Origin of the sequence: Streptomyces sp. NPDC085927 (assembly GCF_044540975.1) — a bacterium.
In the GTDB taxonomy this organism is placed as follows: Bacteria; Actinomycetota; Actinomycetes; order Streptomycetales; family Streptomycetaceae; genus Streptomyces; species Streptomyces hirsutus.
In genome coordinates, this window is the sequence record NZ_JBITSN010000003.1 from 220,528 (window position 1) to 245,331 (window position 24,804).

Consider the following 24,804-nt stretch of genomic DNA (forward strand, 5'->3'; position numbering starts at 1 on the left):
GTGAAACCCTGGCAAAGGCTGTGTCAGGCCCTCGTGTCAGGGCCGGGCCTGGCGTTCCGCCTTTTTCCAAGGTCTGACCCCGAGCTTTCCGGTGGTTCCGAGGTCGAGGTGCGGGGTCACCGTCACCGGGTCGGCACCCTCCTTCGCCCGGACCCGCACATGGGACACGTTCACCGGCGTACCGAACTCGGTGGTGTTGCGCCAGACCAGCCCGGCGGTCGCCGACTCGCCGGGCTCGAGCCTGACGGGCCGGGGCGGTTCGTCGGGTCCGGCGCCGGTGGTGATCTCGCCGCTGCCGTCGAGGATCTCGACGCCGTCGACGGGCTCGAGGCCGTCGTCCAGGAGTTCCAGCAGCGGGTAGCCCTCGACGGTGTAGGCGCGCGTGCCGCAGTTGTCGAGGTGCAGGCCCACGACGCGCAGCCCCATGGCCGCGTCGCCCTCGTCGGCGCTGACCCGGATCCCGGAGGCGGGGCACGTGCCCGGTTTGGCCGGCGCCTCGCCCGCGGGGACCTTGGTCACTTCGAGCACCTCGGCCTGCGTCACCCGCGGCGCGGTGGGCGGCAGCTCCCCGGCCCGGACCGTGCCCCGCACGGTCTGTCCGGGGCCGACGTCGCGCACGGTCTCGGTCCGGTTGGTCACGGCCCCGCCGTCACCGCTCATGAAGGTGAAGACGACCGAATAGGTCAGGGTCTCGGTGCCCTCGTTGGTGACCTCGTAGGCGGCGAGGACCCCTGAGTCCGAGCCCGTGGTGAGCCTGTCGGCGGAGACGGAGTAGCTGCGGGTGGGGGAGGGGGAGGGGGAGGCCGACGGGAGGGTCAGCGAGGTGATCCGTACGCCGTCCTTGCCCGGATCGTCGATCCGGGTGCCCTCCTGCGACGCGGTCGCGTCGGCGCCGGTGCTCCCGGCACCCGCGCGCTCCGTCCCACAGGCCGTCAGCAGCAGGGCGGCCGCGGCGAGAGCCGACAGGAAGGGGGCGGTCGCGGCGAAGGCCGGGCGGAGGCCGGCGGGTCTGCGCATCCGGTCATCCCATCAAGGTGCGACCCCCACGCGTGCGACGGAGGTCACAGTTCCGGTCACAGGGCTGTCACAAGTGGGGGCGGGGAGACGGCGGAGAGACGCAGTTCCGGAAGCAGCCACGCGCGGTTCGTCGATTCCCCCGGTCCACGCCCGGAGCGCCCGGCTCGCGGGGACCTCGGCCTGCGGCCGGGCCGTCCGTGACAGCAAGCAGCACAACGGCCCTCCGCCCACCGTCTCACGCGAGGGACGGCAGGCCTTCCTGCGCCGGTTCGCGTAGGCACCGCACGTACGGAAGGGCGCCCGGCGGAACCCGCCGGGCGCCCTTCGCCGTCGTGCGGGGAATGCCTACAGCTGTCCGATGACGTAGTCGACGCACTTCGTCAGGGCCTCGACGTCCGCCGGGTCGACCGCCGGGAACATCGCGACCCGGAGCTGGTTGCGGCCGAGCTTGCGGTAGGGATCGGTGTCCACGATGCCGTTGGCGCGCAGCACCTTGGCGATCGCGGCGGCGTCGATCTCGTCCGTGAAGTCGATGGTGCCGATGACCTGGGAGCGCTTCGCCGGGTCGGTGACGAACGGGGTCGCGAACTTCGACTCCTCGGCCCAGCCGTACAGGCGGGACGACGAGTCCTTGGTGCGGCCGGTGGCGAAGTCCAGACCGCCCTGGCCGTTGAGCCACTTCAGCTGCTCGTTCAGCAGGAACAGGGTGGCGAGGGCCGGGGTGTTGTACGTCTGGTTCTTGCGGGAGTTGTCGATCGCCGTGGGAAGGCTGAAGAACTCCGGGACGTGGCGGCCGGACGCGTGGACGCGCTCGGCGCGCTCGATCGCGGCCGGGGAGAACACGCCGATCCACAGGCCGCCGTCGGAGGCGAAGGACTTCTGCGGGGCGAAGTAGTAGACGTCCGTCTCGGTGATGTCGACGGGCAGGCCGCCCGCGCCGCTCGTCGCGTCCACCAGGACCAGGGAGCCCTCGTCGGCGCCGGGCACCCGCTTGATCGGCATGGCGACGCCGGTGGAGGTCTCGTTGTGCGTGAAGGCGTAGACGTCCACACCGGCCTCGGCGGCCGCCTCGGGGTGCGTGCCCGGGTCGGCGGCGACGACGGTCGGCTCGGCGAGCCACGGGGCGAGCTTGGCGGCCTTGGCGAACTTGGAGCTGAACTCGCCGAAGGTGAGGTGCTGCGACTTGTTCTCGATCAGGCCGTGGGTCGCGATGTCCCAGAACGCGGTGGAGCCGCCGTTGCCGAGGACGACCTCGTAGCCCTCGGGGAGCCGGAACAGCTCGCCGATGCCCTCGCGCACTTCGCCGACCAGGTTCTTCACCGGGGCCTGGCGGTGGGAGGTGCCCAGCAGGGAGGCGCCGGTCGCGGCCAGCGCGTCCAGCGCTTCCGTCCGCACCTTGGAGGGGCCCGCACCGAAACGACCGTCGGCGGGCTTGATGTCAGCAGGAATCCGGATCTCAGCCACAACCCCGGAGCCTAGCGGCTCGGGGAAACCCGGGCGAAACATCGTCCGTCGGCTGAGACGCGGACGGGCGGAGCGGTCGAACGGCCGGACGGAGAGGAAAGGTCCGTCCGGCCGTTCGGTCAGGCCCCGGTACGTCAGCCCAGTGTCACCGGCAGCTCGTACAGGTCGTTCTGCGTGACCACCGGCTTGTTGCGCAGCTCGTCCGCCGGGACCGCCAGGTCCAGCTTCGGGAAGCGCGCGTACAGGGCCGGCAGGGCCACGCCCGCCTCCAGGCGGGACAGGGCCGCGCCGGGGCACACGTGCGGGCCGTGGCCGAAGGAGATGTGCCGGTTGGCACCCTCGCGGGTGATGTCGAAGACGCCGGCGCTCGGGCCGTGCGCCTGCTCGTCCCGGCCGATCGCGGCGTACGACACGATCAGCGCCTCCCCGGCCGGGAGGACGGTGTCGCCGACCGGGACGTCCTCGGTGGCGAACCGGATCAGCACGTGGGAGGTGGGCGTGGAGTACCGCAGCGTCTCCTCGACCACCGCCGACCAGTCCACCTCGCCGGACAGCACCAGCGCACGCTGCTCGGGGTGGAGGGAGAGGCCGACCACCGCGTTGACGATGAGCGAGATCGTCGTCTCGTGGCCGGCCGCGATCATCAGCTGGAGGGTGGAGACGATCTCCTGGTCGGTCAGCCGGTTGCCGTCCTCGGACGCCTGGATCAGCGCGGACGTCAGGTCGTCGCCGGGGTTCTCCCGCTTGTGCGCGACCGTCTCGGTCATGATCTGCGCCAGTTCGGTCAGCGTCGCGAGGACCTCCTCGGGCGGGGTCTGCGTCGAGAAGAACTTCTCGAACAGCTCCTTCAGCCGCGGCAGCCGCTCCTCGGCGAGCCCCATCAGGTCGGCGACCACGTACATCGGCAGCGGGTAGGCGAACAGGGCCTTCAGGTCGACCGTTTCGCCCGGGGCCTCGGCCACCTGGTCCAGCAGGCCCTCGGTCAGCTCCGTGACGCGCTCCCGCATCCGCTCCACCCGGCGCACGGTGAGCGCCTGGGCGACCAGGGTGCGCAGACGGCGGTGGTCGGCGCCGTCCACGGTGAGCATGGAGCGGGGCGGGTTGGCCAGTCCGATCAGCGGCCAGTCGGGGGCGATCTCGCCGCGCTGCCAGGCGCCCCAGACGTCGATGTCCTTCACCACGCGGGGGTCGGTGAGCAGCTTCTTGGCCTCGGCGTGGTGCGTGACCGCCCATACCGGCACGTCGCCCGGCAGGACCACGCGTGCGAGCGGGCCCGCGGCGCGCAGCGCCGCGCTCTCCGCGTCCAGGTCGGAGACGAACGGGTCCAGGGGGATGGGGTTCCCCTCGGTGCCGGGCGCGGGTGTCCGTGTGTCCGTACCAGCCGTCATGTGTGGGAGCCTCCAAGGGCGGGAGTGGGTGTGAAAGTGACCGGAAGTTCGGACATTCCGCGCAGCCACGGCGACGGGCGGCGGGACAGGGACGCGGCCGGCACCGCCAGGTCGATGTCCGGCAGGCGGTCCAGGACGACCTCGATGCCGGTCCGTGCGATCACCTCGGAGATCTCCTGGGCCGGGAACGGGCAGCGGTGCTCCCCGTGGCCGAAGGAGAAGTGCGCGCTGTTGCCGCCGGTCAGGGCCGAACTGTCGGTCCGTACCTGCGGATCGGAGTTGGCGCCCTGGAGACCGAGGAGCAGCATGTCGCCGAGGCGGATGCGGCGCCCGCCCAGCTGGGTGTCGCGGGAGGCCCAGCGGCCGGCCACGTTCTGGGTGGGGGTGTCCTCCCACAGCACCTCGTTCATCGCCTCGGCGACGCTGTTGCGGCCGCCGAAGAGGGAAGCGGCGAACCGCTTGTCCGTCAGCATCAGGTGCAGGGAGTTGCCGATCCAGTCGGCGGTCGGCTGGTGGCCGGCCGCCATCATCACCATCAGGTCCTGGACGATCTCCTCGTCGGTGAACCCGGAGGTGTCGGCGAGCATCCGCGACGCCACGTCGTCGGCGGGCGCCTTCCTGCGCGCGGCGACCAGTGCGGTCATCGACGTGAACAGGTGGGTCTGGCCGGCCAGCGCCCGCTCCCGCCCGTCGATCATGTCGTTGAGGGCGGTGACGAGTTCCGGCCCCTCCTCGTCGGAGAAGCCGTAGAGCCGGGTCAGCACGCGTACGGGCAGCAGCGTCGCGAACTCGTCGATGATGTCGGCCGCGCCCCGGGGGCAGATGCCGTCGATCAGTTCGTCGGCGAACTTCTCGGCGTAACTGCGCAGTTCGAACGGGTCCACCGCCTCCAGCGCGTTGACCAGCATCCCGGCCCGCTCGCGGTGCCGCTCGCCGACGGTGTAGAGGATCGACGGCTGCTTGCGGCCGATCATCGGCAGCAGCGGCCAGTCGTCGGGGATGTTCTCCCACTGGTTCCACAGGTCGGAGTCGCGGCTGAACAGCACCGGGTCCCCGGTGATCTGGTGCAGCTCGCGGTAGCCGAGCACCAGCCAGGCCGGTACGTCGCCGTCCAGGATCACCGGGACCACGCTGCCGTGGTCGCGCCGCATCTCCCGGTACACCCCTGCCGGGTCGTCCTGGAGCAGGGGGCCGCTGAAGTGGACGGGATGGGGAGCGGAAGCGGGGCTCACACCAGCTCCTGACGGGGGGCTCGGGCCTGGTCGGCGTAGAGGGTCTGGATGTGCTCCACCAGCGTGATCAGCACCAGCTTGCTGGACTCCCGGGAACGCGCGTCGCAGGTGACCAGCGGGACGTGCGGGTCGAGGTCGAGGGCCTCGCGGATCTGTTCCGGCGCGAAGGCGGGGCCGCCGAAGTCGTTGCAGGCCACGATGAACGGCGTGCCGAGCTTCTCCAGCCGGTCGATGGCGTACCAGGAGTCGTCGATGCGCCGGGTGTCGACCAGGACGACCGCGCCCAGGGTGCCGGAGAACAGCCGGTCCCACAGGAACCAGAAGCGCTCCTGGCCGGGCGCCCCGAACAGGTACAGCACGTTGTGGCTGTCCAGGGTGATGCGGCCGAAGTCGAAGGCCACGGTCGTCGAGGTCTTGCCGTGCACCCCGCTGAGGTCGTCGACGGCCTCGCCGGCCTGGGTCATCGTCTCCTCGGTGTTGAGGGGACGTATCTCGCTCACCGAGCGGACCATTGTCGTCTTGCCGGCGCCGAAGCCGCCCACGACCACGATCTTGAGGCCGTTGTCGGCCGACGCGCCCAGTGGTGTACGCGTGTCAGAGGTTGCGGAGTCCAACGAGCACCTGCTCCAGGATGTCGGGGTCGGGTACGGCGGCCTTGCGCGGGTGCCGGGCGCTGACGCGGCCCGACGCCTGGAGGTCGGCGAGCAGGATGCGGGTGATGCTCACCGGCAGTTTCAGCTCGGCCGCGATCTCCACGACCGCCGTGGGTCGTTCGGTCAGCCGCAGGATCGCGGCGTGCTCGGACTGCATGCCGGGCACCGGATCGCATTCGGCGACGACCAGCGTGACCAGGTCGAAGGGGTTGTCGGGCCCGGACCGGCTGCGTCCGCCGGTGACGGTGTAGAGGCGGTCCGGGGAGTCGTCCCTGCCCGGCCTGCTCATGCGGAGCGCGGGGGAGCGGTCAGGTGGTCCCCGAGCTGTTCCACGAGCTCGCTCATGTTGTGCCCGATGAGCCCGGCGTCGGCGTCCTCACTGGTGACCACGGCCAGGTGCGCGCCCTGGCCGGCCTCCACGATGAACAGCACGCCCCCGTAGAACTCGGTCATCGCCGAGCGGACGCCTCCGCTGCCGTCGCCGAACTCCACGGACGCGCCGTGCGACAGCGACTGGATGCCCGCGGCGATCGCGGCGAGCTGGTCGGCCTGGTCGGTGGAGAGTTCGGGGGTGCGGCACAGTTTCAGGCCGTCCCTGGACAGCACGAGCGCGTGCCGCGCACCGGGGGTGCGCTCCAGCAGGCCCTCTATCAGCCAGGTGAGCTTCTCGTCGGCGGTCGTCGTGCCGGTCATGAGGTGGTGTCGCCTTCCGGTGTTGCGGGGGTGGGGGTGGAGGGGGAGCCGATTGCTCCGGCGTCCCCGTTCGGGGTGCCTGCGGCCGTGTCTGCGGTCGCCTCCGTGGCCGTGTCCGTTGCGGGGTCCGGGGCCGTGTCGGTCGCGGGGCCCGCGCACGGTTCCGTGGCGGTGGCGCGTACGGCCTGGCGGAAGCTGCTGAAGCGGGCCGTGCGGGCCTTCGTCTCCTCGGCGGTGGGCGGAGCCTTGGGCGGGGCGTCGGCACGGCTCGTGCCGCGGGTGCGCTCGGCCTCGGCCAGGGTCCGGCCGCGACGGCGGCGGGGGAGGTTCAGCGGGGGCGTGTCCGTGCCCCGGCCGGCGGAGTCGTGCGTGGGCACCGGGTCGGGGTCGAGGTCGTCGGCTCCGGCGCGGGACGCCGCGTACGAGTGGCTCGTGGTCCTCGCCGGGGGCGTCGTGCGGGAGGCGGTGCGGGCGGCCGGGTCCCGTGGTGCCGGACCCGTGCCGGGCGGGGTGCCGTGACTCGTCTCCGGGGCCGTGCTGTCGGCCGGGTGGGCCGCCGGCACGTCGTCCGGGCGGCTGCCGCGACGGCGGGGCAGGGCCGGGCCCGACGGCTCGTCCGGTGCCGCCGCCGGGGCCGTCCCGGCCGTCTCCCCGGACGGCACGGCCGCCGCGGACGGCGCGGACCGGGCCGGAGCCCTGGTGGGGGCGGTCCGTGCGGCCGGGAAGGACGAGGAGAGGGCAGGTGCGGCGACGGCGGACGGCGTCCGGGAAGCGTCCGGCGGTACGAGGATGTCCTGCGGGATGAGCATGAGGACGCCCGTGCCGCCGCGGGCCGAGGGCCGGTAGGAGACCGTGAGCCCGTACCGGCGGGCCAGCCGGCCCACCACGGCCAGTCCGAGCCGCGTGCCGGTGAGGCCTCCGAGCCCGGCGGTCTCGCCGGAGACCGCGCGCTCGGCGCGCCGCAGCTGGGCGTCGCCCATGACGAGTCCGCTGTCCTCGACGGACACGATGACCCCGGCCGGCACCTCCTCGACGTAGACGTGCACCTCGGCGGTCGGCGGCGAGAAGTTGGCCGCGTTGTCGAGGAGTTCGGCGACCGCGTGCATCACGCCCTCGGCGGCGTGCCCGGCGACGGCGACGTCGCTCGCGGAGTGGACGCGGACGCGCTGGTAGCCGCTGATCCGGCCCATGGCGCCGCGCAGGATCGACTCCATGCCGATCGGCCGGGCCCAACGGCGGCCCGAACGGGCGCCGGTGAGGACGGCGACGGAGTCGGCGAGCCTGCCGGCCTGCGCGGTGCGGTGGTCGAGGTGGAGAAGATCCGCGAGGACCTCCTCGTCGTGGTGCTTGTCCTCCATCGCGCGCAGATCCGCGAGCATGCCGGTGGACAGGGCCTGCATGCGGCCGGCGACGTTGGCGGTCGCGGAAAGCGCCGCGGCGCGGGCGCTGTTGGCCTCGCGCAGCCGGACGGCCAGCCGGGCGTTCTCGTCGATGTGCCGGTCCCGGTCCCGGGACAGCCGGTCCCGTTCCTCGCTCAGCCGGTCGCGCACCTGGCCGAGCCGGTCGCGCTCGGCGGTGTGCTCCTGGACCAACGCGGCGGTGTGGGCGGCGTGTTCCTCGTCGCGCCGGCGCAGTTCCCCGGCGTGCTCGCCGGTGAGCCGGGAGAGTGCGGCGGTGTGCTCGTCGGCGAGCCGGGCGAGCGAGGCCGTGTGGTCGTCCGTGAGGCGGGCGATCTCGGCGGCGTGCTGTTCGGTGAGCCGGGCCCGTTCGGCGGTGTGGTCGTCGGTGAGGCGGGCCCGCTCTGCGGTGTGCTCCTGCGCCAACCGCTCCGTGGTGATGGCGTGTTGTTCGTTGAGGCGATCGCGTTCCGCCGCCAGGGAATGGGTGAGGTGGGCCCGTTCCTGGTCCAGCTCGGCCGACAGGCGGGCCCGTTCCCGGGTGAGTTCGCCGGTCAGCCGCTCGTGCTGGCGGCGGGCCTCCTCCGCCTGCCGGGTGCGCTCCTGGATCAGCCGGTCGACGTCCACGTTGGCCGTCTCCAGCCGCACGCGGAGCGCCCGCGCGGACAGGACGGCGTGGGTGGCCCAGGCGACGGCCGCACACAGCAGCAGGGCCGCCACCGTCCCGGTCGCCCCGACGGCGCCGCGTGCGGGTTCCGGTCCCAGCAGCACCGCGGCGAACACCGCGACCGCGGTGAGTACCGCGGTGAGCAGGGTGGCGGGCAACAGGCTGCGGGGGGTGGGGCGGTCGCCGGGGAGCAGGGGGGAGGTCATCAATCAGGTCCTCGGTCGGTCCTCGGTCGGGTCCGCCAGGGTGCCGTCGTCCATGCGGCGCTCGGGCGGTTCGATGGGGTCGCCGGACCCGGTTCCGGGATCGCTTGTGAAGCGCGGTCCGACAACTGCGCGCAACTCGCGCTCACTATATGAGAGTTTGTGATCAGCTTGGGAAGAATCCGGTCCCGTTTTTCGGGAGGGGAGCCGGGCGGGAGCCGCGTGGGGAGGGGCACGGGGACGGGCGCGGCCGGCGGCGTCCCGCGGGTCTCCGAGGCATCCTGAAAACATGACGGATCTGCGGGAACTGCGGTCAGGACTGCGCGCGGCCGTGCGCGGCGAGGTGGACTTCGGCACCACCGCGCGGGCGCTGACGACCATGGACGCCTCCAACTACCGCCGGGTGCCGCTCGGCGTGGTGGCTCCCCGGGACGCCGACGACGTGGTGGCGGCGCTGTCGGTCTGCCGGACGTACGGCGTCCCCGTGGTCCCGCGCGGGGGCGGCACGTCGATCGCGGGGCAGGCCACCGGCACCGGTGTGGTGCTCGACTTCACCCGGCACATGAACCGCCTGCTCTCCCTCGACCCCGAGGCCCGCACGGCCGTCGTGCAGCCCGGCCTCGTCCTCGACCGGCTCCAGGAGGCCGCCGCGCCGCACGGGCTGCGCTTCGGCCCCGACCCCTCCACCCACGGCCGCTGCACCCTCGGCGGCATGATCGGCAACAACTCCTGCGGTTCCCACTCCGTCGCCTGGGGCACGACGGCGGACAGCGTGCGGCACCTGTCGGTCGTCACCCCGCGCGGCGAGCGGCTGCTGCTGGGGCAGGCGTGGGCCGGGGCCCCGGCGGGACTGCGGGAGCTGGCCGAGGGCGAACTCGCCCGCCTGCGCACCGGCTTCCCCGAGCTGCCCCGCCGTATCTCCGGATACGCCCTGGACGCCCTGCTGCCCGAGAAGGGCGCCGACGTCGCCCGCTCCTTCTGCGGCTCGGAGGGCACGCTGGGCGTGCTGACGGAGGCGGTGGTCCGGCTCGTCGAGGCGCCCCGCGCGCGTGCGCTCGCCGTGCTGGCGTACGCCGACGAGACCGGGGCCGCCGAGGCGGCGGCCGGACTGCTGGAGCACGGGCCGCTGACCGTGGAGGGCATGGCGGCCGACCTGGTGCCGTCCGCGGCGGACCTCCCGCGCGGGGGAGCCTGGCTGTTCGTGGAGACCGGCGGGGACACGGAGGGGGAGGCACGCGCGCGTGCGGAGACGATCGTCCGCGCGGCGGACGTCGTGGACGCCCTGGTGGTCACCGACCCGGCCCGGCAGCGGACGCTGTGGCGGATCCGGGAGGACGCGAGCGGCACGGCGACCCGGATGCCGGACGGGACCGAGGCCTGGCCCGGCTGGGAGGACTGCGCGGTACCGCCCGCCCGGCTCGGCGCGTACCTGCGGGACTTCCGCGGCCTGCTGGCCGAGCACGGACTGCACGGCGCCCCGTACGGGCACTTCGGTGACGGCTGCATCCACGTCCGGATCGACTTCGACCTGCTGACCGGGCCGGGCGTCGCCCGCTTCCGCCGCTTCTCCGAGGAGCTGGCCGGCCTGGTCGTGGCGCACGGCGGATCGCTCTCCGGCGAACACGGCGACGGGCAGGCGCGCGCCGAACTGCTGCCGCGCATGTACGGCCCGGACATGGTGGCCCTCTTCGAGCGCGTGAAGGGCGTCTGGGACCCGGACGACCTGCTCAACCCGGGGATGCTGGTGCGTCCCGCGCCCCTGGACGCGAACCTCCGCTTCTCCGTCCTGCCGAGGGAGCCGGTGGACGTGGCCTTCGGCTACCCGTCCGACGGCGGCGACTTCTCGGCGGCGGTCCGCCGCTGCGTGGGCGTCGCCAAGTGCCGTACGACGTCGGTGCCGGGGCCGGCGGTGATGTGCCCCTCCTTCCGGGCGACGGGCGAGGAGGAGCACTCCACGCGCGGACGCGCCCGGCTGCTGCACGAGATGCTCGCCGGCGAGCTGGTGACCGACGGCTGGCGGTCCACGGAGGTACGGGACGCCCTGGACCTGTGCCTGTCCTGCAAGGGCTGCCGTTCGGACTGCCCGGTCGGGGTCGACATGGCCACCTACAAGGCGGAGTTCCTCCACCACCACTACGCCGGCCGCCGCCGTCCCGCCGCGCACTACGCGATGGGACGGCTGCCGGTGTGGCTGGGCTGGGTGGCGCGGACGAGGTCGGCGGGGGTGGTCAACGTCCTGGCCTCGGTGGGCCCGCTCGCCCGGGTGGCGAAGCGGCTGGGCGGGATCGCTGGGGAGCGGGAGATCCCACGGGTGGCCGGGGAGACGTTCACGCGGTGGTGGCGGGGGCGGAGGGCTGCCGTGCCCTCCGGTGCCGGGGCCGGGGCCGGTGCCGGGGCCGGGGCCGGTGCCGGTGCCGGTGCCGGTGCTGGTGCTGGTGGCGGTGATGGCGACGGTGCCGGTGACCTGGTGATCCTGTGGCCGGACACCTTCACCGAGCACCTCTCGCCCTCCGTGGGACAGGCGGCCGTACGGGTCCTGGAGGCGGCGGGCCTGCGGGTGGCCCTGCCACCGACGCTGCGACCGGGCGGGCGCCCGGTGGGGGACGGCCGCTCACGGTCCGCCGCACGCTTGCTGACGGCCCGTCGGGGCCAGGTCTGCTGCGGCCTCACCTACATCTCGACGGGCCAGCTCGACCACGCCCGCGCGGTGCTGCGCCGCACCCTCGACCTCATGGAACCGGTACTGGCCACCGACGCCCCGGTCGTCGTCCTCGAACCGAGCTGTGCGGCGGCCCTGCGCACGGACGCGCCGGAGCTGCTGCACGACGACCCCCGCGCGGCCCGACTCGCCGCGCGGGTCCGCACCTTCGCGGAGACCCTGGAGCAGTACGCGCCCCACTGGGCCCCGCCCGTCCTGGACCGCCCGGTCACCGGCCAGACCCACTGCCACCAGCACGCGGTCCTCGGCGACACGGCGGACCGCGGGCTGCGTGCCGCGGCGGGCCTCACCGGCGAACTGAGCGGCGGCTGCTGCGGTCTCGCGGGCAACTTCGGCTTCGAGAAGGGCCATTACGAGGTGTCGGCGGCCTGCGCGGAGGACCAGCTCCTGCCGACGGTGAGGGAGGCGTCCGAGGACGCTGTGGTGCTGGCCGACGGGTTCTCCTGCCGGACGCAGTTGGAGCAACTGGCGGGGGTGCGGGGCAGGCACCTGGCGGAGGTGCTGGCGGAGGCCCTGGGCTGAGAAAGTGTGAACAGTCGCTGTCCTCATGTCCGCGACGCGCTCGGACGAGCCCCCACGGCCTCCGCCCCCGTCTCCGCCGCTCGCAGGGCGCCGGACAGGGACGCCGCCAGTTCGGTGCACCCCCCAGCCAGGACGCCGCCCGGTCGCGTCACGGCGTTCGCGCCCCCGTGGCCAAGGGCTCTCCCGTCGGCCCTTGAGTCCCTGCGTGCTTGAGCCCTTGAGCTCTTAAGTGCCCGAGTGCCCGAGTGCCCGGGTCGGCCCGACCGCTCCCCGACGCTTCCGAGCGATCAGTTGTCGGCCGGGCGCGGCCGACTCGTCAGGCCGCGGGGCTGTCGTCCTCGGCCGGCTCGTCCTGAGCCATCAGGCCGGCCACCCACAACGGCATCAGCCAGTGCGCCACGAGGACCGCGATGAGTACCGGTGCCGCGTACGCCGTGGGGGCGTTGCCGTCGGCCGCACCCACGATCAACAGGACGGCCGCGGTGGCGGCGAGGAGGAGGGTCATCGCCCGGTGGGCGCGGGCCTGCACCCGGGTGCGTTCGGCGGACTGGCGTTCGTCCAGAGCCCGTTCCCGCAGTTCGAGCAGGCCACGGGTGGCCGCGTTGATCGCCCCGGTCGCGACCGCCCACGGCAGCAGCAGCACCACCATGGCGACGAGGGCCCAGATCGGTTCCCCCTCCGCAAGGTAGGAGTAGGTCATGAGTCCGCCGATGGCCGCGGTCAGCAGCAGGTGCGCGGCGACGACCAGGCGTCGGCGGGCGGCCGTGGCGTACAGCGGCCTGCCTCGGCGGTCGTTCATGAGCCGCAGCATGCCGTGGTCGTAGCGCGTCAGCGGTGTGGTGGTCATGACGTCTTCCTCCCGTAGATCTCATCCGTGAGCGGCTGAAACGGCTCGAGCGAGAACAGGGCTTCCACCGGCAGTTCGAAGAACCGCGCGATCTTCAATGCCAGGTCGAGGCTCGGGTTGTACTGCCCGCGCTCGATATAGCCGATGGTCTGGTAATGCGCTCCCACCGCTTCGGCCAGGCCCTGCCGTGACACCTTCCGCTCGGCACGAACCACGGCCAGTCTGTTGTGTACCTGCTCGCTCATGTATAAGAACTACTACATGACGGTCGAGTACTGCAACACCGGCAGCTCTCCGGAAGTCGAGGCGGCGCCGGGTCGGCTCTCGCGCCCGGCCGGGTCGGTGCCTGTGTCCAGCGCTCTGCCGGGGTGCTCGGGCGCAGCCCTCGCGGGCGTTGCCCTGGCGAAGGGTGCCGGGCGACGGGTTCTCCTGCCGGGCGCGGCCGGAGCAATTGGCGGGGGTGCGGGGCAGGCGCCTGGTGGAGGTGCCGGCGGAGACCCTGGGCCGGGAAACCGTGAGCAGCCGCCGCCCTTATGTTCTCGATGGGCTCAGATGAGCGGCTTCGGCTGGTGTGGCGGAGCGTTTCGTCCGTGCTCCCCACGGCAAAGGCAGGCGAGTGTGCGGAGGGGGCCCGCCCGGGCCCGGCCCCCTCTCCCCGTCGGATCGGAGACACCGTACTGGCGGGCGTGCGCCCGGAACTTCGTGCTGTACGGCATGCCGTCGTCCTGGCGGGCCCCGCCGGCAGCGCCCCCACCGCTCCCGGCGGGCTCCGGGGGCGCGGCCGTGGTCAGCGCGGGTGCCCCAGCCTCCGCCCCCGGCTCTCCGCCACCCGCAGGACGTCGGCGAGGGCTGCGGTCAGACATTCGGCCAGGTAGCGGAGTTCACCGGGCGGGGCGTCCGGGAGAAGGCCGCGGGCGTGGGCGAGCAGCTCCGTGCCCATGCCGAGCTGGACCGACTCGGTGGTGTCGGCCAGCCGGGACACCGGGCCGCCGCGGCCGCCGGTGATCAGGTAGCAGGGCTTGCCGCCGGTCCCGGCCCAGGGCAGCAGGCGCGGCTCGTCAGGGGGGCTCTCCGGTTCCCTCACGCCGCCCTCCCCTCGTGGTGCCAGTACGCGACGACGTACGGGCGCGCGGCCATGGTTCCGGCCCCGTCGAGGAGCGTGGGCAGACCGTAGGGGCTGCGGTGGGAGGGCAGGGGGGAGCGGGGCGCCTGACGGACCGGTGAGGGCGGTGCTGTCGGGTGCCCCGTCGGGCGTGGGCCGGTGCGGCGGTGGATGCCCGGTGGATCGAACAGGACGCGTACCCATGCGATGAGGCGGCCGATAAGGTCGGTCATGTCGTCAGCTCCGATCAGTGGATTCAGGACTCAGCTGGTGGCCACACCCCCGGACGGCTCCACCCGTCGCGGGGGTCTCGCGACTACAGACTGTATCTAAAGCATTCTAGGCATGCTAGGGATTCTACGTATCGCGTACAGCGCTAGGTATACGCATGCTGAATCGGTGATCGAATTTGCTCCCGACATCCCTCGCTGGCGCCAGGTGGCGGAGGTGGTGCGCCGGCGTATCGCTGACGGCACCTATCCCCCGCGTACACGCGTTCCGTCCGTCGTGCAGCTCACAGCGGAGTTCGGGGTCGCCAACGCGACGGCGCACAAGGTTCTTCGGGCACTGCGGGAGGAAGGGCTGACCTACACCGAGCCCGGCCTCGGCTCCTTCGTCGCCGAGCGGTCTCGGACCGCAGGGGGCGAGCCCGACAAGTAGGCGGGCCCGAGCGGCCGGGAGCCTCGGGGCGATGCCTCAGGGAACCGTCTCGCCCCGCACCAGCGGCCCGCACACCGGCTGGATGTCCTCGGGGAGGTCGTCCGGGCGGCACCAGCGGGCCTCCAGGATCTCGAAGGGGTCCAGACGCAGCTCGCCGCCCAGCAGCCGGGCCTCGTAGGCCACCTCCAGGCGGGTGCGGAAACCGCTGTTCAGCATCACGAGGCGGCCCGCCTCCACGTCGAGGCCGGTCTCCTCCTTGACCTCGCGCACCACGGTCTGCCGGAAGTCCTCGTCCTTGTGCGCGAAGCCGCTCGGCAGGCCCCACTGACGGCCCGGCGGCCACATCCGGTGCCGGAGCAGCAGCACCCGCCCCTCGTCGTCGCGCACGACGCCGGTCACGCCGACCACGAACTTGGCGTTCAGGAACCACATGACGCGGCTCTGGACGGGGCGCAGGAGTCGCCAGAGACGGGCAATGAATCGTCGCACGGGGCCTCGGGAGGTAGGAGTGGGGCGGACAAGGACTTCCCTGGTGGGGACGGTACCCGTCCCGGTGCCCGCCCCTCGCCCGCCGACACCTCCGATGCCTCCGACACCTCCGCCGGGGCCTCCCGGCCGGGCACTCTCCGTCCGGTGTCGGGGGCTGCTGCTAGAACTGTGCGCACCACAGTCCCCAACCCCGAGGAGCCGCTGTGGATTTCCCGAATGACGTTCCCCAACATCCCTGTGACATAGGGCACTTGGGGCAGTTCTACGGGCTCCCCGTCCTGGCCTTCCCGCAGGATCCCTCCGCCCGTGACCTGCCGGCCGACCCCGCTTCCGTGGCGTGGTGCATGCGGAGCGGCATGGGGTCCGAGGACGAGAGCTCGGACGAGTACTGGGACCGCTTCACCAGGACCGTGCCGCTGGAAGAGGTGCGCGCGCTCGTCTTCGGTGCTCCCTGGTACGGCATGGACGGCTGGGGCGCGACCGACGAGCTCGTCGAGGCGAGTTCGCGTCTGGTCAACCTGGAAGCGGTCTTCCTCGGAGACGTCGAAGGGGAGGAGAGCGAGCTGTCCTGGCTGGAGCAGTCCGACCTCGAACCCGTACTGCGGGCGTACCCCCGGCTGCGGGAACTCGGTGTGCGCGGCAGCCAGGGCCTCGAGTTCCCCGTTCTCCGTCACGAGGGGCTGCGCACCCTGCGCTTCGAGACCGGCGGCCTGCCCGCCCGGGTCACGCGCAACGTGGCCGCGTCCGACCTGCCGTCCCTGGAGTGCCTGGAACTGTGGCTGGGCGACGAGAACTACGGCTGCGACACCACCGTGGAGGACCTGCGGCCACTGCTCACCGGTGAGCGGCTGCCCTCCCTGCGCCACCTGGGGCTGCAGAACAGCCAGTTCCAGGACGAGATCGCGGCCGCCGTGGCCCACGCCCCGGTCGTGGCCCGGCTCGCGTCCCTGCGGCTGTCGATGGGCACGCTCGGCGACGAGGGCGCCGCGGCCCTGCTGAACGGACAGCCGCTCACCCACCTGCGCTTCCTCGACCTGCACCACCACTACCTGAGCGACGCCATGATGCTGCGGGTCTGGGACGCCCTGGAACCGGCCGGCGTGCGGGTCGACCTGACCGAACAGGAAGAGGCCGAGCACTACGACGGCGAGGAAAGCCGCTACGTGGCCGCCGCCGAGTGACCTTCTCCCCTCCCGGTCCCGCTCCTCTCCGAAAGGCCCCCCGTGCCGAACACCCCGGCCCCCCTCGACGACCACGACCGGCGCATCACCAGCCACGAGCTGAACGCCCGGGCCCCCTGGCTCGACCCCGCACAGCCCGTGACGCTGGGCCACGTCCTGCGCGCGGCGGCGGACCGCGGCCGTGAACCCGGCGCCATCAGCTCCCGGCTCGCGGAGCTGGGGTACCGGGTCCCCTCCCCCGAACAGCTGGACACCCTCGTCGGCAACGAGCTGATCCTGCTCAGCCGCCACACCAACGGCCACCCGCCCTGGCTCCTGCCCGGGGACACCGCCTGTCTCAGGGGCCACGTCCTGAATGCCGCCCGGCTGCTGGACCGCCGGCCCGCCGACGTCGCGGCCCGGTTCGCCGAACTGGGCCATCCGGCGCCCGCACCCGACAGCTTTCCGGAACGGGCCCAGCACGAAGACTGTCAACTGATCAGCACCCTGGACACCGGCGGAGGGGGCGAACCCTGGATCGCCGACGACACCCCCGTACCGCTCGGCCACGTCCTGGAAAAGCTCCGTCGCACGAGGCGCCTGTCCAAGGATCTGGAGAAGACGGTGTCCGCGATAGCCTCCGCGCGCGAGCGTCTGACGCGGCTGGGGTATCGGGTCGCCCCCGAGATGACGGAGGTCACCGCCGACGACGTGGTGCTGATCAGCCGGGAGCTGGACGGTGACGCGCCCTGGCTGCTGGACCAGGACGAGCCCGTGCCGCTCCACCACGTCCTGCGCTTCGCCCAGGCACACGAGCGCGACCCCAACGAGGTCCTCGCACGGCTCCGCCGGTTCGGGCTCCACCGGCTGCCCGAGGGACCGCTGGTCGGTTCCGTGAGCCGCGAGGAGGCCGGCCTCCTCGGACACACGTGGGGCGGGCCGTCCTGGCTCGCGCAGGACGACCCCGCATGGTTCCCCCACCTCGTCGCGGTCGCCGTCGAAACCGGTAAGGCACCCGCCGAGATCGCGGACCGCCTGCGGGCGCTCGGCTACCCCCTCCCCGAACAGGAACTGCCCCCCGCCGTCTCGGAGAGCGACCTCGCACTCGTCAGCGGCCGGTACGTCCTCGACGCGCCCGGGTTCTGGCTCTCCCGTACGGATATCGTGCTGGTCGGCCACATCCTGCACAGCGCCCACGCCCGGGGAACGGACGTCGCGTCGGTCCTGTCCCGGCTGGCGGAGCTCGGCCACACCCGCCTGCCCGACGTCCCCGACCGGTACGTCACCGACGACGACCTCCGGCTCATCAGCCGACATGGGGACGGCGGCACACCGGTGCTGGGGGACACCGTGCCCTACGGCCGCCTCCTGCGGGCCGCGGCCGACTCGGGCACCGGACCGCGTGAGGCCGCGGACCGCTACCGGGAACTGGGCTACACCGACATCCTCCTCCCGGACGGTCCGCTGCCCGGGTCCGTCACGGAACGCGACGCCGACCTGATCACCACCGACACGGGCTGGCTGGCACCGCACGAGCCCGTCCCGCTCCCGCACGTCGTGCGGCGTGCCCACGCCGAGGGCACCGGTCCGGCCGCGATCGCACGGCGGCTGCGCGCCCTGGGATACCACGACGTGCCCGCCCCGCTGCCGGACACCACGCATCCCGGCGACCTGATCATGATCAGCCAGAACGCCGAACCGGGGAACCCGTACATCCCGTTGACCGGGGTGGGAGCGCGCCACGTCCTGCGCGCCGCCGCCGTCGCGAAGACGGGCCCCCACGAGGTCGCGGCCCGGCTGGTCTCCCTCGGCTACACCCTGGAGTTCACCCCGCACCCCGACGACGCGGTGATCACCAGCGAGCACGCCGACGGCCGGGCACCCTGGGTGTGGAGAACGGACCTCGGACGCGTTCTCCTCGCCGCGAAAGTGCTCGGCCGCACTCCTCAGGAGATCAACGACCGCTGCGAGGAACTTGGGTACGGCAAGTGCCGGCTGCCCGACGCGGGCGGTTTCGAGGAGGACGACATCCTCCTGCTCAGTGAGAAACTGAACAGCCGCAAGCCATGGCTTTCCCCGGGGAGCACCGCGTCGCCGCAGCACGTGCTGCGGGCGGCGGAGGCCACCGGCCGCAGCCCCCAGGAGATCGGGGAACGCCTGAGGCTGCTCGGCCTCACCGCCCACGTGCCACCCGCGCTCGACGCACGCGACAACGATCTGGTGGAGGTCGTACCCGAGCTCCACCAGCCGGCGGGCGTCGCGGAGGTCCTGGCCGTGGTGAGCAGGACGGGCGCGAGTCCGGCCGAGGTGGCGGCCCGTCTGCGCGAGCTGGACGTCGAGATTCCGGACCTCGCCTACCCGACCCGGCGCCCCGCTCCCACCCCGCCCCGGCTTCCCTGACGGCGGCGGTGTCCGTCGCGGACCCCCCGGTCCGTGTCCGTCCGGTGCCACCGGATGCTGCTAGGACTGTGCCCACCTCAGTCCCCAACACCCGAGGATCAGCAATGGAGTTCCCGATCGATGTTCCTCAATATCCGAGGTCAGTAGCTCACTTGACCCAGTTCTACGGACTTCCCGTCCTGACTTTCCCGCAGGCGTCCTCCCCCGTCCCCCTGCCGGACGATCCCGCTTCCGTCGCGTGGCGCATGGAGAGCAATCTCTATACCGGGAACGAGGCGTTGAACGACTACTGGGACCGTTTCACCAGGACCGTGCCGCTGGAGAAGGTGCGCGCGCTCATCTTCGGCACCACGTGGTACGACGAAGACGGCGTGCCCGACCAAGTGATCGACATGCTCGTCGAGTTGAGCCCTCGGCTGACCGCCCTGGAGGCCCTGTTCCTCGGAGACGTCCATTTCGAGGAGTGCGAGATCTCCTGGCTCACGCAGTCCGATGTCGCCCCCCTCCTGGAGGCGTACCCCCGCCTGCGGGAGCTCGGTGTGCGCGGCAGCAAGGACCTCGCGTTCCCCGTCGTCCGCCACGAAGGACTGCGTACCCTGCGCTTCGAGAGCGGCGGGCTGCCCGCCTCGGTCGTGCGCAACGTGGCCGCCTCCGACCTGCCGTCCCTGGAGTACCTGGAGCTGTGGCTGGGCGACGAGTACTACGGCTGCGACACCACCGTGGAGGATCTCCGGCCACTGCTCACCGGCGAACGGCTGCCCTCCCTGCGTCATCTGGGACTGCAGAACAGCCAGTTCCAGAACGAGATCGCGGCCGCCGTGGCCCACGCCCCGGTCGTGCCCCGGCTCGAATCGCTCAGGCTGTCGATGGGCCTCCTCGACGACGAGGGCGCCGAGGCCCTGCTGAGCGGGCAGCCGCTCACCCACCTGCGCTTCCTCGACCTGCACCACCACTACCTCGGCGACGCCATGATGCTGCGGGTCTGGGACGCCCTCGAACCGGCGGGCGTGCGGGTGGACCTGACCGCACAGGAGGAGGAGGACTACCTGGACGAGGACCGCGAGGAGTCCATCCGCTACATCGCCGTCGCCGAGTGACCGCCCTCCCCGTCCCGCACCCCCTCAGAAAGGCCACCGTGCCGAACGACCCGGCTTCCCTCGACCACCACGACCGGCGCCTCATCAGCCGCGAGCTGAACTCCCGGGCCCCCTGGCTGGACCCCGAAGAACCCGTGACGCCGGGCCACGTCCTGCGTGTGGCAGGACGGGGCGGTGACCCCGGTGCGATCGGCTCCCGGCTCACTGAGCTGGGGTACCGGGTCCCCTCCCCCGAACAACTGGCCTCGGTCACCGACGACGACCTGAAGATGATCAGCCGCGACATCGACGGCCTCGCCCCCTGGATCCGGCCCGGGAACGACGGTCACCTCAGAGGCCATATCCTGGAGGCCGCCCGGCGGCTGAACCGGCCGCCCGCCGAGATCGCGGCCCGGCTCACCGAACTGGGCCATCCGGCGCCCGCACCCGACAGCTTTCCGGAACGGGTGCTGGACGAGGACCGGGACCTGATCATCCACCGGGACGGGAACAGCCCCGAACGCTGGATCCCCGACGACACCCTTGTGACACTCGGCCACGTCATCGCCGTCCTCCAGCGCAAGGGGAAGCTGACCAGGGTCCCGCAGCAGACGGCGTCCGAGATCGCCTCGGTGTGCGAGCGTCTCACCCGGCTCGGCTACCGGATCCACCCCGGGACGGCGGAGGCCACCGCCGACGACGTGGTGCTGATCAGCCGGGAGCTGGACGGTGACGCGCCCTGGCTGCTGGACCAGGACGAGCCCGTGCCGCTCCACCACGTCCTGCGCTTCACCCAGGCACACGACCGTGACCCCAACGAGGTCCTCGCCCGGCTCGGCCGGCTCGGATACCGTCGACTGCCCGAGGGACCGCTGGCCGGCTCCGTGGACCATAAGGATATCGGTCTCCTCGGGTACGGGTGGGAGCGCGGGGAGCCCAGGTCCTGGCTCGCGCAGGACGACCCCGCATGGTTCCCCCACCTCCTCGCGGCCGGCGCCAGGACCGGCAGGGCTTTGGCCGAGATCGCGGACCGCCTGCGGGCGCTCGGCTACGTCATCCCCGAGCAGGAGTTCCCCGCCGAGGTGTCGGAGAGCGACTTCCCGCTCGTCGGCGGCCGGGACATCACCGGGGCCGAGTACTGGCTCTCGCGTACGGACCCGGTGCCGGCCGGCCACGTCCTGTACACCGCCCATGCCCGGGGGGTGAGCGCCGCGTCGGTGCTGGCCCGGCTGGCGGAGCTCGGCTACACCCGCCTGCCCGACGTCCCCGACCGGCACGTCACCGAGGACGACCTGCGGCTCATCAGCGAGCGCGGGGACGGCGCCGCGCCGGTGCTGGGGGACACCGTGCCCTACGGCCGCCTCCTGCGGGCCGCGGCCGACTCGGGCACCGGTCCGCGCGAGATCGCGGACCGCTACCGGGAACTGGGCTACACCGACGTCGTCCTCCCGGACGGTCCGCTGCCCGGGTCCGTCCCGGAGCGCGACGCCGGCCTGGCCGCCACCGACACGGGCTGGCTGCATCCGGACGAGCCCGTCCCGCTCCCGCACGTCGTGCGGCGGGCCCATGCCGAGGGCGTCGGCCCGGCGGACGTCGCGCGGCGGCTGCACGCCCTGGGGTTCCACAAGGTGCCCGCCCCGCTGCCGGACACGCCGCACCCCGGCGACCTCGCCATGATCAGCCAGGATGCCGAACCGGGCAAACCGTACATCCCGTTGACCGGTGTGCCGGCGTACCACGTCCTGTGCGCCGCCAACGCCGCGGAGGTGAGCCTTCACGACGTCGCGGTCCGGCTGATCGCCCTCGGTTACACCCTGGGGTTCACCCCGCATCCCGACGACGCGGTCATCCTCAGTGAGAACGCCGACGGCCGGGCACCCTGGCTGTTGTGGCCGTACCTGGGGCGCGCCCTTCTTGCCGCGAAGGTCCTCGGCCGTACCCCGGAGGAGATCAACGACCGGATCGGGGAACTCAGGGGCCGCGAGAGCGACCTGCCCGACGCGGGCGGTTTCGAGGAGGAGGACATCCTCCTGCTCAGCAAGGAACTGGACGCCCGCGCGCCCTGGCTCTCCGAGCGGGGCGCCTCCCTGCTCGAGCACGTGCTGCGTGCCGCACGGGTCACCGGCCGCAGCCCCCAGGAGATCGGGGAACGCCTGACGCTGCTCGGCCACGAGGTCCAGGTGCCGCCGGCGCTCGACGTCCGTGACGGCGACCTGCTGGAGCTCATAACCCGGTTCGGCAAACCGGTGGGTGCCGCGGACGTCCTGGCCGTGGCGAGCAGGACGGGCCGGAGTCCGGCCGAGGTGGCCGCCCGCCTGCGCGAGCTGGACGTCGAGGTCCCGGACCTCGCCTACCCGACCCGGCGCCCCGCTCCCACCCCGCCCCGGCTCCCCTGACGGCGGCAGGTGCCCGGGGCCGACGTCGCCGGGCCGGGGGAGCGGTGCGCGTGGATCCGTCACCGGGGCTCCGGCGGGCCGAGCGAATCGCCGTCCCGTCGGGGGAACCGAAGGACGAGGGAGGCCCCGGATGCGCCCGGTCCGCATGACGGACGGAATTGACCCGGGCGAGGCGAGGGACTCATCGTCAGGTACGTAGAAGCGTCACGGTGCTGACCAAGGTCATATCCTGGGCCGGAAAGTTCACCGCGACGCACAGTCGCCGAGGGGGCACTCCGCTTCCTCCACCCAGCCCGAGGAAGGCGCCGTGACGACGTCGAGTGCTGCCAGCCCGTCCACCCCGGCCGCTGTCCCCGGGGCGGCTCCGGGACATGCGCCGGAGACGGCCGGCGCCCCGCGCGGCCGGGGTGCCCTGGGGCCGGTCGGCCTGGTGCTCGCCGGGGGGATCTCCGTGCAGTTCGGCGGGGCGCTCGCGGTGACCCTGATGCCGCGGGCCGGTGCGCTCGGCGTCGTGACACTGCGGCTGCTGGTGGCCGCGGTCGTGCTGCTGGTGGTGTGCCGGCCCCGGCTGCGCGGGCACTCGCGCGCCGACTGGACCACGGTGATCGCCTTCGGCATCGCCCTGGCCGGGATGAACGGCCTCTTCTACCAGGCCGCCGCCCGCATCCCCCTCGGCACGGCGGTCACCCTGGAGGTGCTCGGCCCGCTCGCCCTCTCCGTCCTGGCCTCCCGGCGCGCGATCAACTTCCTGTGGGCCGGACTCGCCCTCGCCGGCGTCGTCCTGCTCGGCGGCGGAGGCTTCGACAGCCTCGATCCGCTGGGCGCCGCGTTCGCCCTGGGGGCCGGTGTCATGTGGGCGGCCTACATCATCTTCAGCGCGCGGACGGGCCGCCGCTTCCCGCAGGCCGACGGCCTCGCCCTCGCCATGGCGGTGGCGGCGCTGCTGTTCCTGCCGCTGGGCATCGCCGAGTCCGGTACGAAGCTCATCGATCCCACGATCCTCGCCCTGGGCGCGGCGGTCGCGGTGCTCTCCTCCGTCCTCCCGTACACCCTGGAACTCCTCGCCCTGCGGCGCCTGCCCGCCTCCACGTTCGCCGTCCTGATGAGCCTGGAACCCGCCATCGCCGCGGCCGCCGGCTTCCTCGTCCTCAGCCAGGCCCTCACCCTCACCGAGGCCGCCGCCATCGCCCTGGTCATCGCGGCGAGCATGGGAGCGGTACGGACACAGGTGGGGCGGGGGCGGGCCAAGCCGCTCCCGGGGCAGTCCGCCTAGGGGACCGTGGCACCCCCCCCGGATGCGGAGGGTGGTGAAGTGCCGGCGGCAGGTGCGGTCGGCCGGCGGGCTGCGCTATGTTTGATCTTGAGCTGGTCACCGGAGCATCCGGTTGCCGGTCGCGCGTCGGTGGTCCAAGGAAAGACGCCCCGCTTCCTGCGGGGAAATGCAGGTGCAAGGCCTGCCCGGCGCTCGGCGACGAGTCCCGCCCCGTCCTCGGGGCGGGACTCACGTGTGTGCGGGGCCGGGGAGCGGCGGCTCTGCGCGAAACCGCCTGCCCACGGGGGTTGCCGAAAGCCGCGGACCGCGGTCGGCCGCCGGTCGAGGCGGCACGGCGTCCCTGCCGCCCGCCGGGATGCTCCTACGGATGTCAGTCCTTCAAGGCGTAGAAGTGCATCGGGGAGTTCGGCTCGAAGCCGATCCGTGGATACACGGGTGCCCCGGCGGCGGTCGCGTGCAGGGTCGCCCGGGTCGCTCCGGTGGCCCGGGCGCCCTCGTGCAGTGCCTTTCGCGTCACTGCTTCTCCATAGCCGCGACGCTGCCACTTCGGGTCGGTGGCGACGAGCATGACGAAGAGACGGCCCTCCGTCTCCACCGTGGCGGCGCAGGTCACGGGAGTGCCGTTCCGTACGCCCAGATAGGCGTACACCCGGTTCTTCCACAGCTCGGACCAGGCCAGCCCGTCCCGTCCGTTCTCCAACGGGAACCCGTACGCGAGCGAGTTGATGTCCGCGAAGGCCCGCAGGTGCTCCTCGGCGGTCACGCGGACGAACGTCAGTCCGGGATGGGCCGGTTCGGGGACCGGCAACAGGTCTCCCGCCATGCCCGTGCCGGGGAAGGCGTGCGCGAGGCCCGCTCGCCCGGCCGCTGCCCCGAGTGCCGCGCGCGCCTCGTCTTCGAGGAGATCCTCGAAGACCCACAGGAAGCCCGGATACTTCTTGGACCGCATGATCTCCGCCGCCTCGTTCAGGCGCTGCTGCACGAGTCCGGCGCCCGTGCCGTCACCGGTCAGCGTGACGCAGTTCCAGAAGGGAAACCGGCAGTCGGCCCAGCGGACGGCGATGCCCGGAAGATCGCGGACGTCCGCGTCCGGATCCCGGTCGAGCACCATGACTCGCCAGGCGGCGGCGAGTTGTTCCATCGATTCGACCGAGTCCGCGAGATCGCGCATGAGAAACCCTTGATTCGTCGAGTACGTGAAAGCCGTCCCAGTAGTACGCGCCTCCTGCCTGTACGCATCGACGACCCGCGAGGCGTACGCCGCCCCTTCGGGCCCTCCGCTGAAGCCGTCGCCGGCCTCACCGGTCCCTCGCGTCGGGCGACAGCAGAGGCCGAGAACGCCCCGGCCCCCTGTCCGAAACAGGCCGGACGCGCGCCCGGAACCGAGTGCGCGCCCGGAAAGGGAGCATTCCGTCGGCCGCGGGAAAGCCTGTCCCTGCTGGACCC

At 72.7% G+C, this 24,804-nt stretch carries 21 protein-coding genes; 7 read left to right on the plus strand and 14 right to left on the minus strand.

Annotation, left to right across the window (positions count from 1 at the left end):
• Positions 1 to 36: 36 nt before the first annotated feature.
• The 8 genes from ACIF80_RS10025 to ACIF80_RS10060 all read right to left on the minus strand — a co-directional run bounded on the left by ACIF80_RS10025 (position 37) and on the right by ACIF80_RS10060 (position 8,717).
• Positions 37 to 1,017 (minus strand): DUF4232 domain-containing protein, encoded by a 981-nt coding sequence (locus ACIF80_RS10025; RefSeq protein ID WP_399801783.1) that lies wholly within the window; start codon positions 1,015 to 1,017, stop codon positions 37 to 39.
• 345 nt (positions 1,018 to 1,362) lie between these two features.
• Positions 1,363 to 2,481, minus strand: a complete 1,119-nt coding sequence (gene serC, locus ACIF80_RS10030; RefSeq protein WP_399801785.1) for a phosphoserine transaminase — start codon at positions 2,479 to 2,481, stop codon at positions 1,363 to 1,365.
• Positions 2,482 to 2,615: 134 nt separating this feature from the next.
• A complete protein-coding gene (locus ACIF80_RS10035; protein ID WP_399801788.1) occupies positions 2,616 to 3,869 on the minus strand; it encodes a cytochrome P450 in 1,254 nt (417 codons plus the stop codon).
• Complete coding sequence (locus ACIF80_RS10040) at positions 3,866 to 5,101, minus strand: cytochrome P450 (protein ID WP_399801791.1); 1,236 nt, start codon at positions 5,099 to 5,101, stop codon at positions 3,866 to 3,868. Before ACIF80_RS10040 ends, ACIF80_RS10035 begins: the two co-directional genes overlap by 4 nt.
• Complete coding sequence (locus tag ACIF80_RS10045; RefSeq protein WP_399801793.1) at positions 5,098 to 5,715, minus strand: GTP-binding protein; 618 nt, start codon at positions 5,713 to 5,715, stop codon at positions 5,098 to 5,100. Before ACIF80_RS10045 ends, ACIF80_RS10040 begins: the two co-directional genes overlap by 4 nt.
• Positions 5,696 to 6,043, minus strand: coding sequence for a DUF742 domain-containing protein (locus tag ACIF80_RS10050; protein WP_055573656.1), 348 nt, complete (start codon positions 6,041 to 6,043; stop codon positions 5,696 to 5,698). Before ACIF80_RS10050 ends, ACIF80_RS10045 begins: the two co-directional genes overlap by 20 nt.
• Positions 6,040 to 6,447 carry a roadblock/LC7 domain-containing protein gene (locus tag ACIF80_RS10055; protein WP_399801796.1) on the minus strand — a complete coding sequence of 136 codons (408 nt, stop codon included), beginning with the start codon at positions 6,445 to 6,447 and terminating at the stop codon, positions 6,040 to 6,042. Before ACIF80_RS10055 ends, ACIF80_RS10050 begins: the two co-directional genes overlap by 4 nt.
• Positions 6,444 to 8,717 carry an ATP-binding protein gene (locus ACIF80_RS10060; protein WP_399801798.1) on the minus strand — a complete coding sequence of 758 codons (2,274 nt, stop codon included), beginning with the start codon at positions 8,715 to 8,717 and terminating at the stop codon, positions 6,444 to 6,446. Before ACIF80_RS10060 ends, ACIF80_RS10055 begins: the two co-directional genes overlap by 4 nt.
• 286 nt (positions 8,718 to 9,003) lie before the next feature.
• Between ACIF80_RS10060 and ACIF80_RS10065 the strand changes: the two genes are divergently transcribed.
• Positions 9,004 to 11,955, plus strand: a complete 2,952-nt coding sequence (locus ACIF80_RS10065) for an FAD-binding and (Fe-S)-binding domain-containing protein (protein WP_399801801.1) — start codon at positions 9,004 to 9,006, stop codon at positions 11,953 to 11,955.
• 316 nt (positions 11,956 to 12,271) lie between these two features.
• Here the strand turns inward: ACIF80_RS10065 and ACIF80_RS10070 are convergent, their stop codons facing one another.
• From ACIF80_RS10070 to ACIF80_RS10085, 4 genes are all read right to left on the minus strand, one after another.
• On the minus strand, positions 12,272 to 12,802 hold the full coding sequence (locus ACIF80_RS10070) for a hypothetical protein (protein ID WP_399801804.1): 531 nt from the start codon (positions 12,800 to 12,802) through the stop codon (positions 12,272 to 12,274).
• The gene (locus tag ACIF80_RS10075; RefSeq protein WP_326753348.1) at positions 12,799 to 13,047 is read right to left on the minus strand and encodes a helix-turn-helix transcriptional regulator; all 249 of its coding nucleotides are present in this window, start codon (positions 13,045 to 13,047) and stop codon (positions 12,799 to 12,801) included. Before ACIF80_RS10075 ends, ACIF80_RS10070 begins: the two co-directional genes overlap by 4 nt.
• Before the next feature lie 542 nt (positions 13,048 to 13,589).
• Positions 13,590 to 13,886: a hypothetical protein gene (locus tag ACIF80_RS10080; RefSeq protein ID WP_399801807.1), complete on the minus strand. Its 297-nt coding sequence runs from the start codon at positions 13,884 to 13,886 to the stop codon at positions 13,590 to 13,592.
• Positions 13,883 to 14,137, minus strand: coding sequence for a hypothetical protein (locus ACIF80_RS10085; protein ID WP_399801810.1), 255 nt, complete (start codon positions 14,135 to 14,137; stop codon positions 13,883 to 13,885). Before ACIF80_RS10085 ends, ACIF80_RS10080 begins: the two co-directional genes overlap by 4 nt.
• 166 nt (positions 14,138 to 14,303) lie before the next feature.
• On the opposite strand from ACIF80_RS10085, the gene ACIF80_RS10090 reads away from it, so the two are divergent.
• Positions 14,304 to 14,564 carry a GntR family transcriptional regulator gene (locus ACIF80_RS10090; RefSeq protein ID WP_399801813.1) on the plus strand — a complete coding sequence of 87 codons (261 nt, stop codon included), beginning with the start codon at positions 14,304 to 14,306 and terminating at the stop codon, positions 14,562 to 14,564.
• Between the two features lie 36 nt (positions 14,565 to 14,600).
• Here the strand turns inward: ACIF80_RS10090 and ACIF80_RS10095 are convergent, their stop codons facing one another.
• Positions 14,601 to 15,053 (minus strand): NUDIX hydrolase, encoded by a 453-nt coding sequence (locus tag ACIF80_RS10095; protein WP_399801816.1) that lies wholly within the window; start codon positions 15,051 to 15,053, stop codon positions 14,601 to 14,603.
• A gap of 251 nt (positions 15,054 to 15,304) precedes the next feature.
• On the opposite strand from ACIF80_RS10095, the gene ACIF80_RS10100 reads away from it, so the two are divergent.
• The 5 genes from ACIF80_RS10100 to ACIF80_RS10120 all read left to right on the plus strand — a co-directional run bounded on the left by ACIF80_RS10100 (position 15,305) and on the right by ACIF80_RS10120 (position 23,358).
• Positions 15,305 to 16,234: an STM4015 family protein gene (locus ACIF80_RS10100; protein ID WP_399801819.1), complete on the plus strand. Its 930-nt coding sequence runs from the start codon at positions 15,305 to 15,307 to the stop codon at positions 16,232 to 16,234.
• A gap of 42 nt (positions 16,235 to 16,276) precedes the next feature.
• Positions 16,277 to 18,613, plus strand: a complete 2,337-nt coding sequence (locus ACIF80_RS10105) for a hypothetical protein (RefSeq protein ID WP_399801822.1) — start codon at positions 16,277 to 16,279, stop codon at positions 18,611 to 18,613.
• 152 nt (positions 18,614 to 18,765) lie between these two features.
• Complete coding sequence (locus ACIF80_RS10110) at positions 18,766 to 19,710, plus strand: STM4015 family protein (protein WP_399801824.1); 945 nt, start codon at positions 18,766 to 18,768, stop codon at positions 19,708 to 19,710.
• A 38-nt stretch (positions 19,711 to 19,748) separates the two neighbouring features.
• Positions 19,749 to 22,085, plus strand: coding sequence for a hypothetical protein (locus ACIF80_RS10115; protein ID WP_399801827.1), 2,337 nt, complete (start codon positions 19,749 to 19,751; stop codon positions 22,083 to 22,085).
• Positions 22,086 to 22,392: 307 nt separating this feature from the next.
• Positions 22,393 to 23,358 carry an EamA family transporter gene (locus ACIF80_RS10120; protein WP_399801830.1) on the plus strand — a complete coding sequence of 322 codons (966 nt, stop codon included), beginning with the start codon at positions 22,393 to 22,395 and terminating at the stop codon, positions 23,356 to 23,358.
• A 370-nt stretch (positions 23,359 to 23,728) separates the two neighbouring features.
• On the opposite strand, the gene ACIF80_RS10125 is transcribed toward ACIF80_RS10120, so the two are convergent.
• Positions 23,729 to 24,529: a GNAT family N-acetyltransferase gene (locus ACIF80_RS10125; protein WP_399801832.1), complete on the minus strand. Its 801-nt coding sequence runs from the start codon at positions 24,527 to 24,529 to the stop codon at positions 23,729 to 23,731.
• Positions 24,530 to 24,804: the final 275 nt, after the last annotated feature.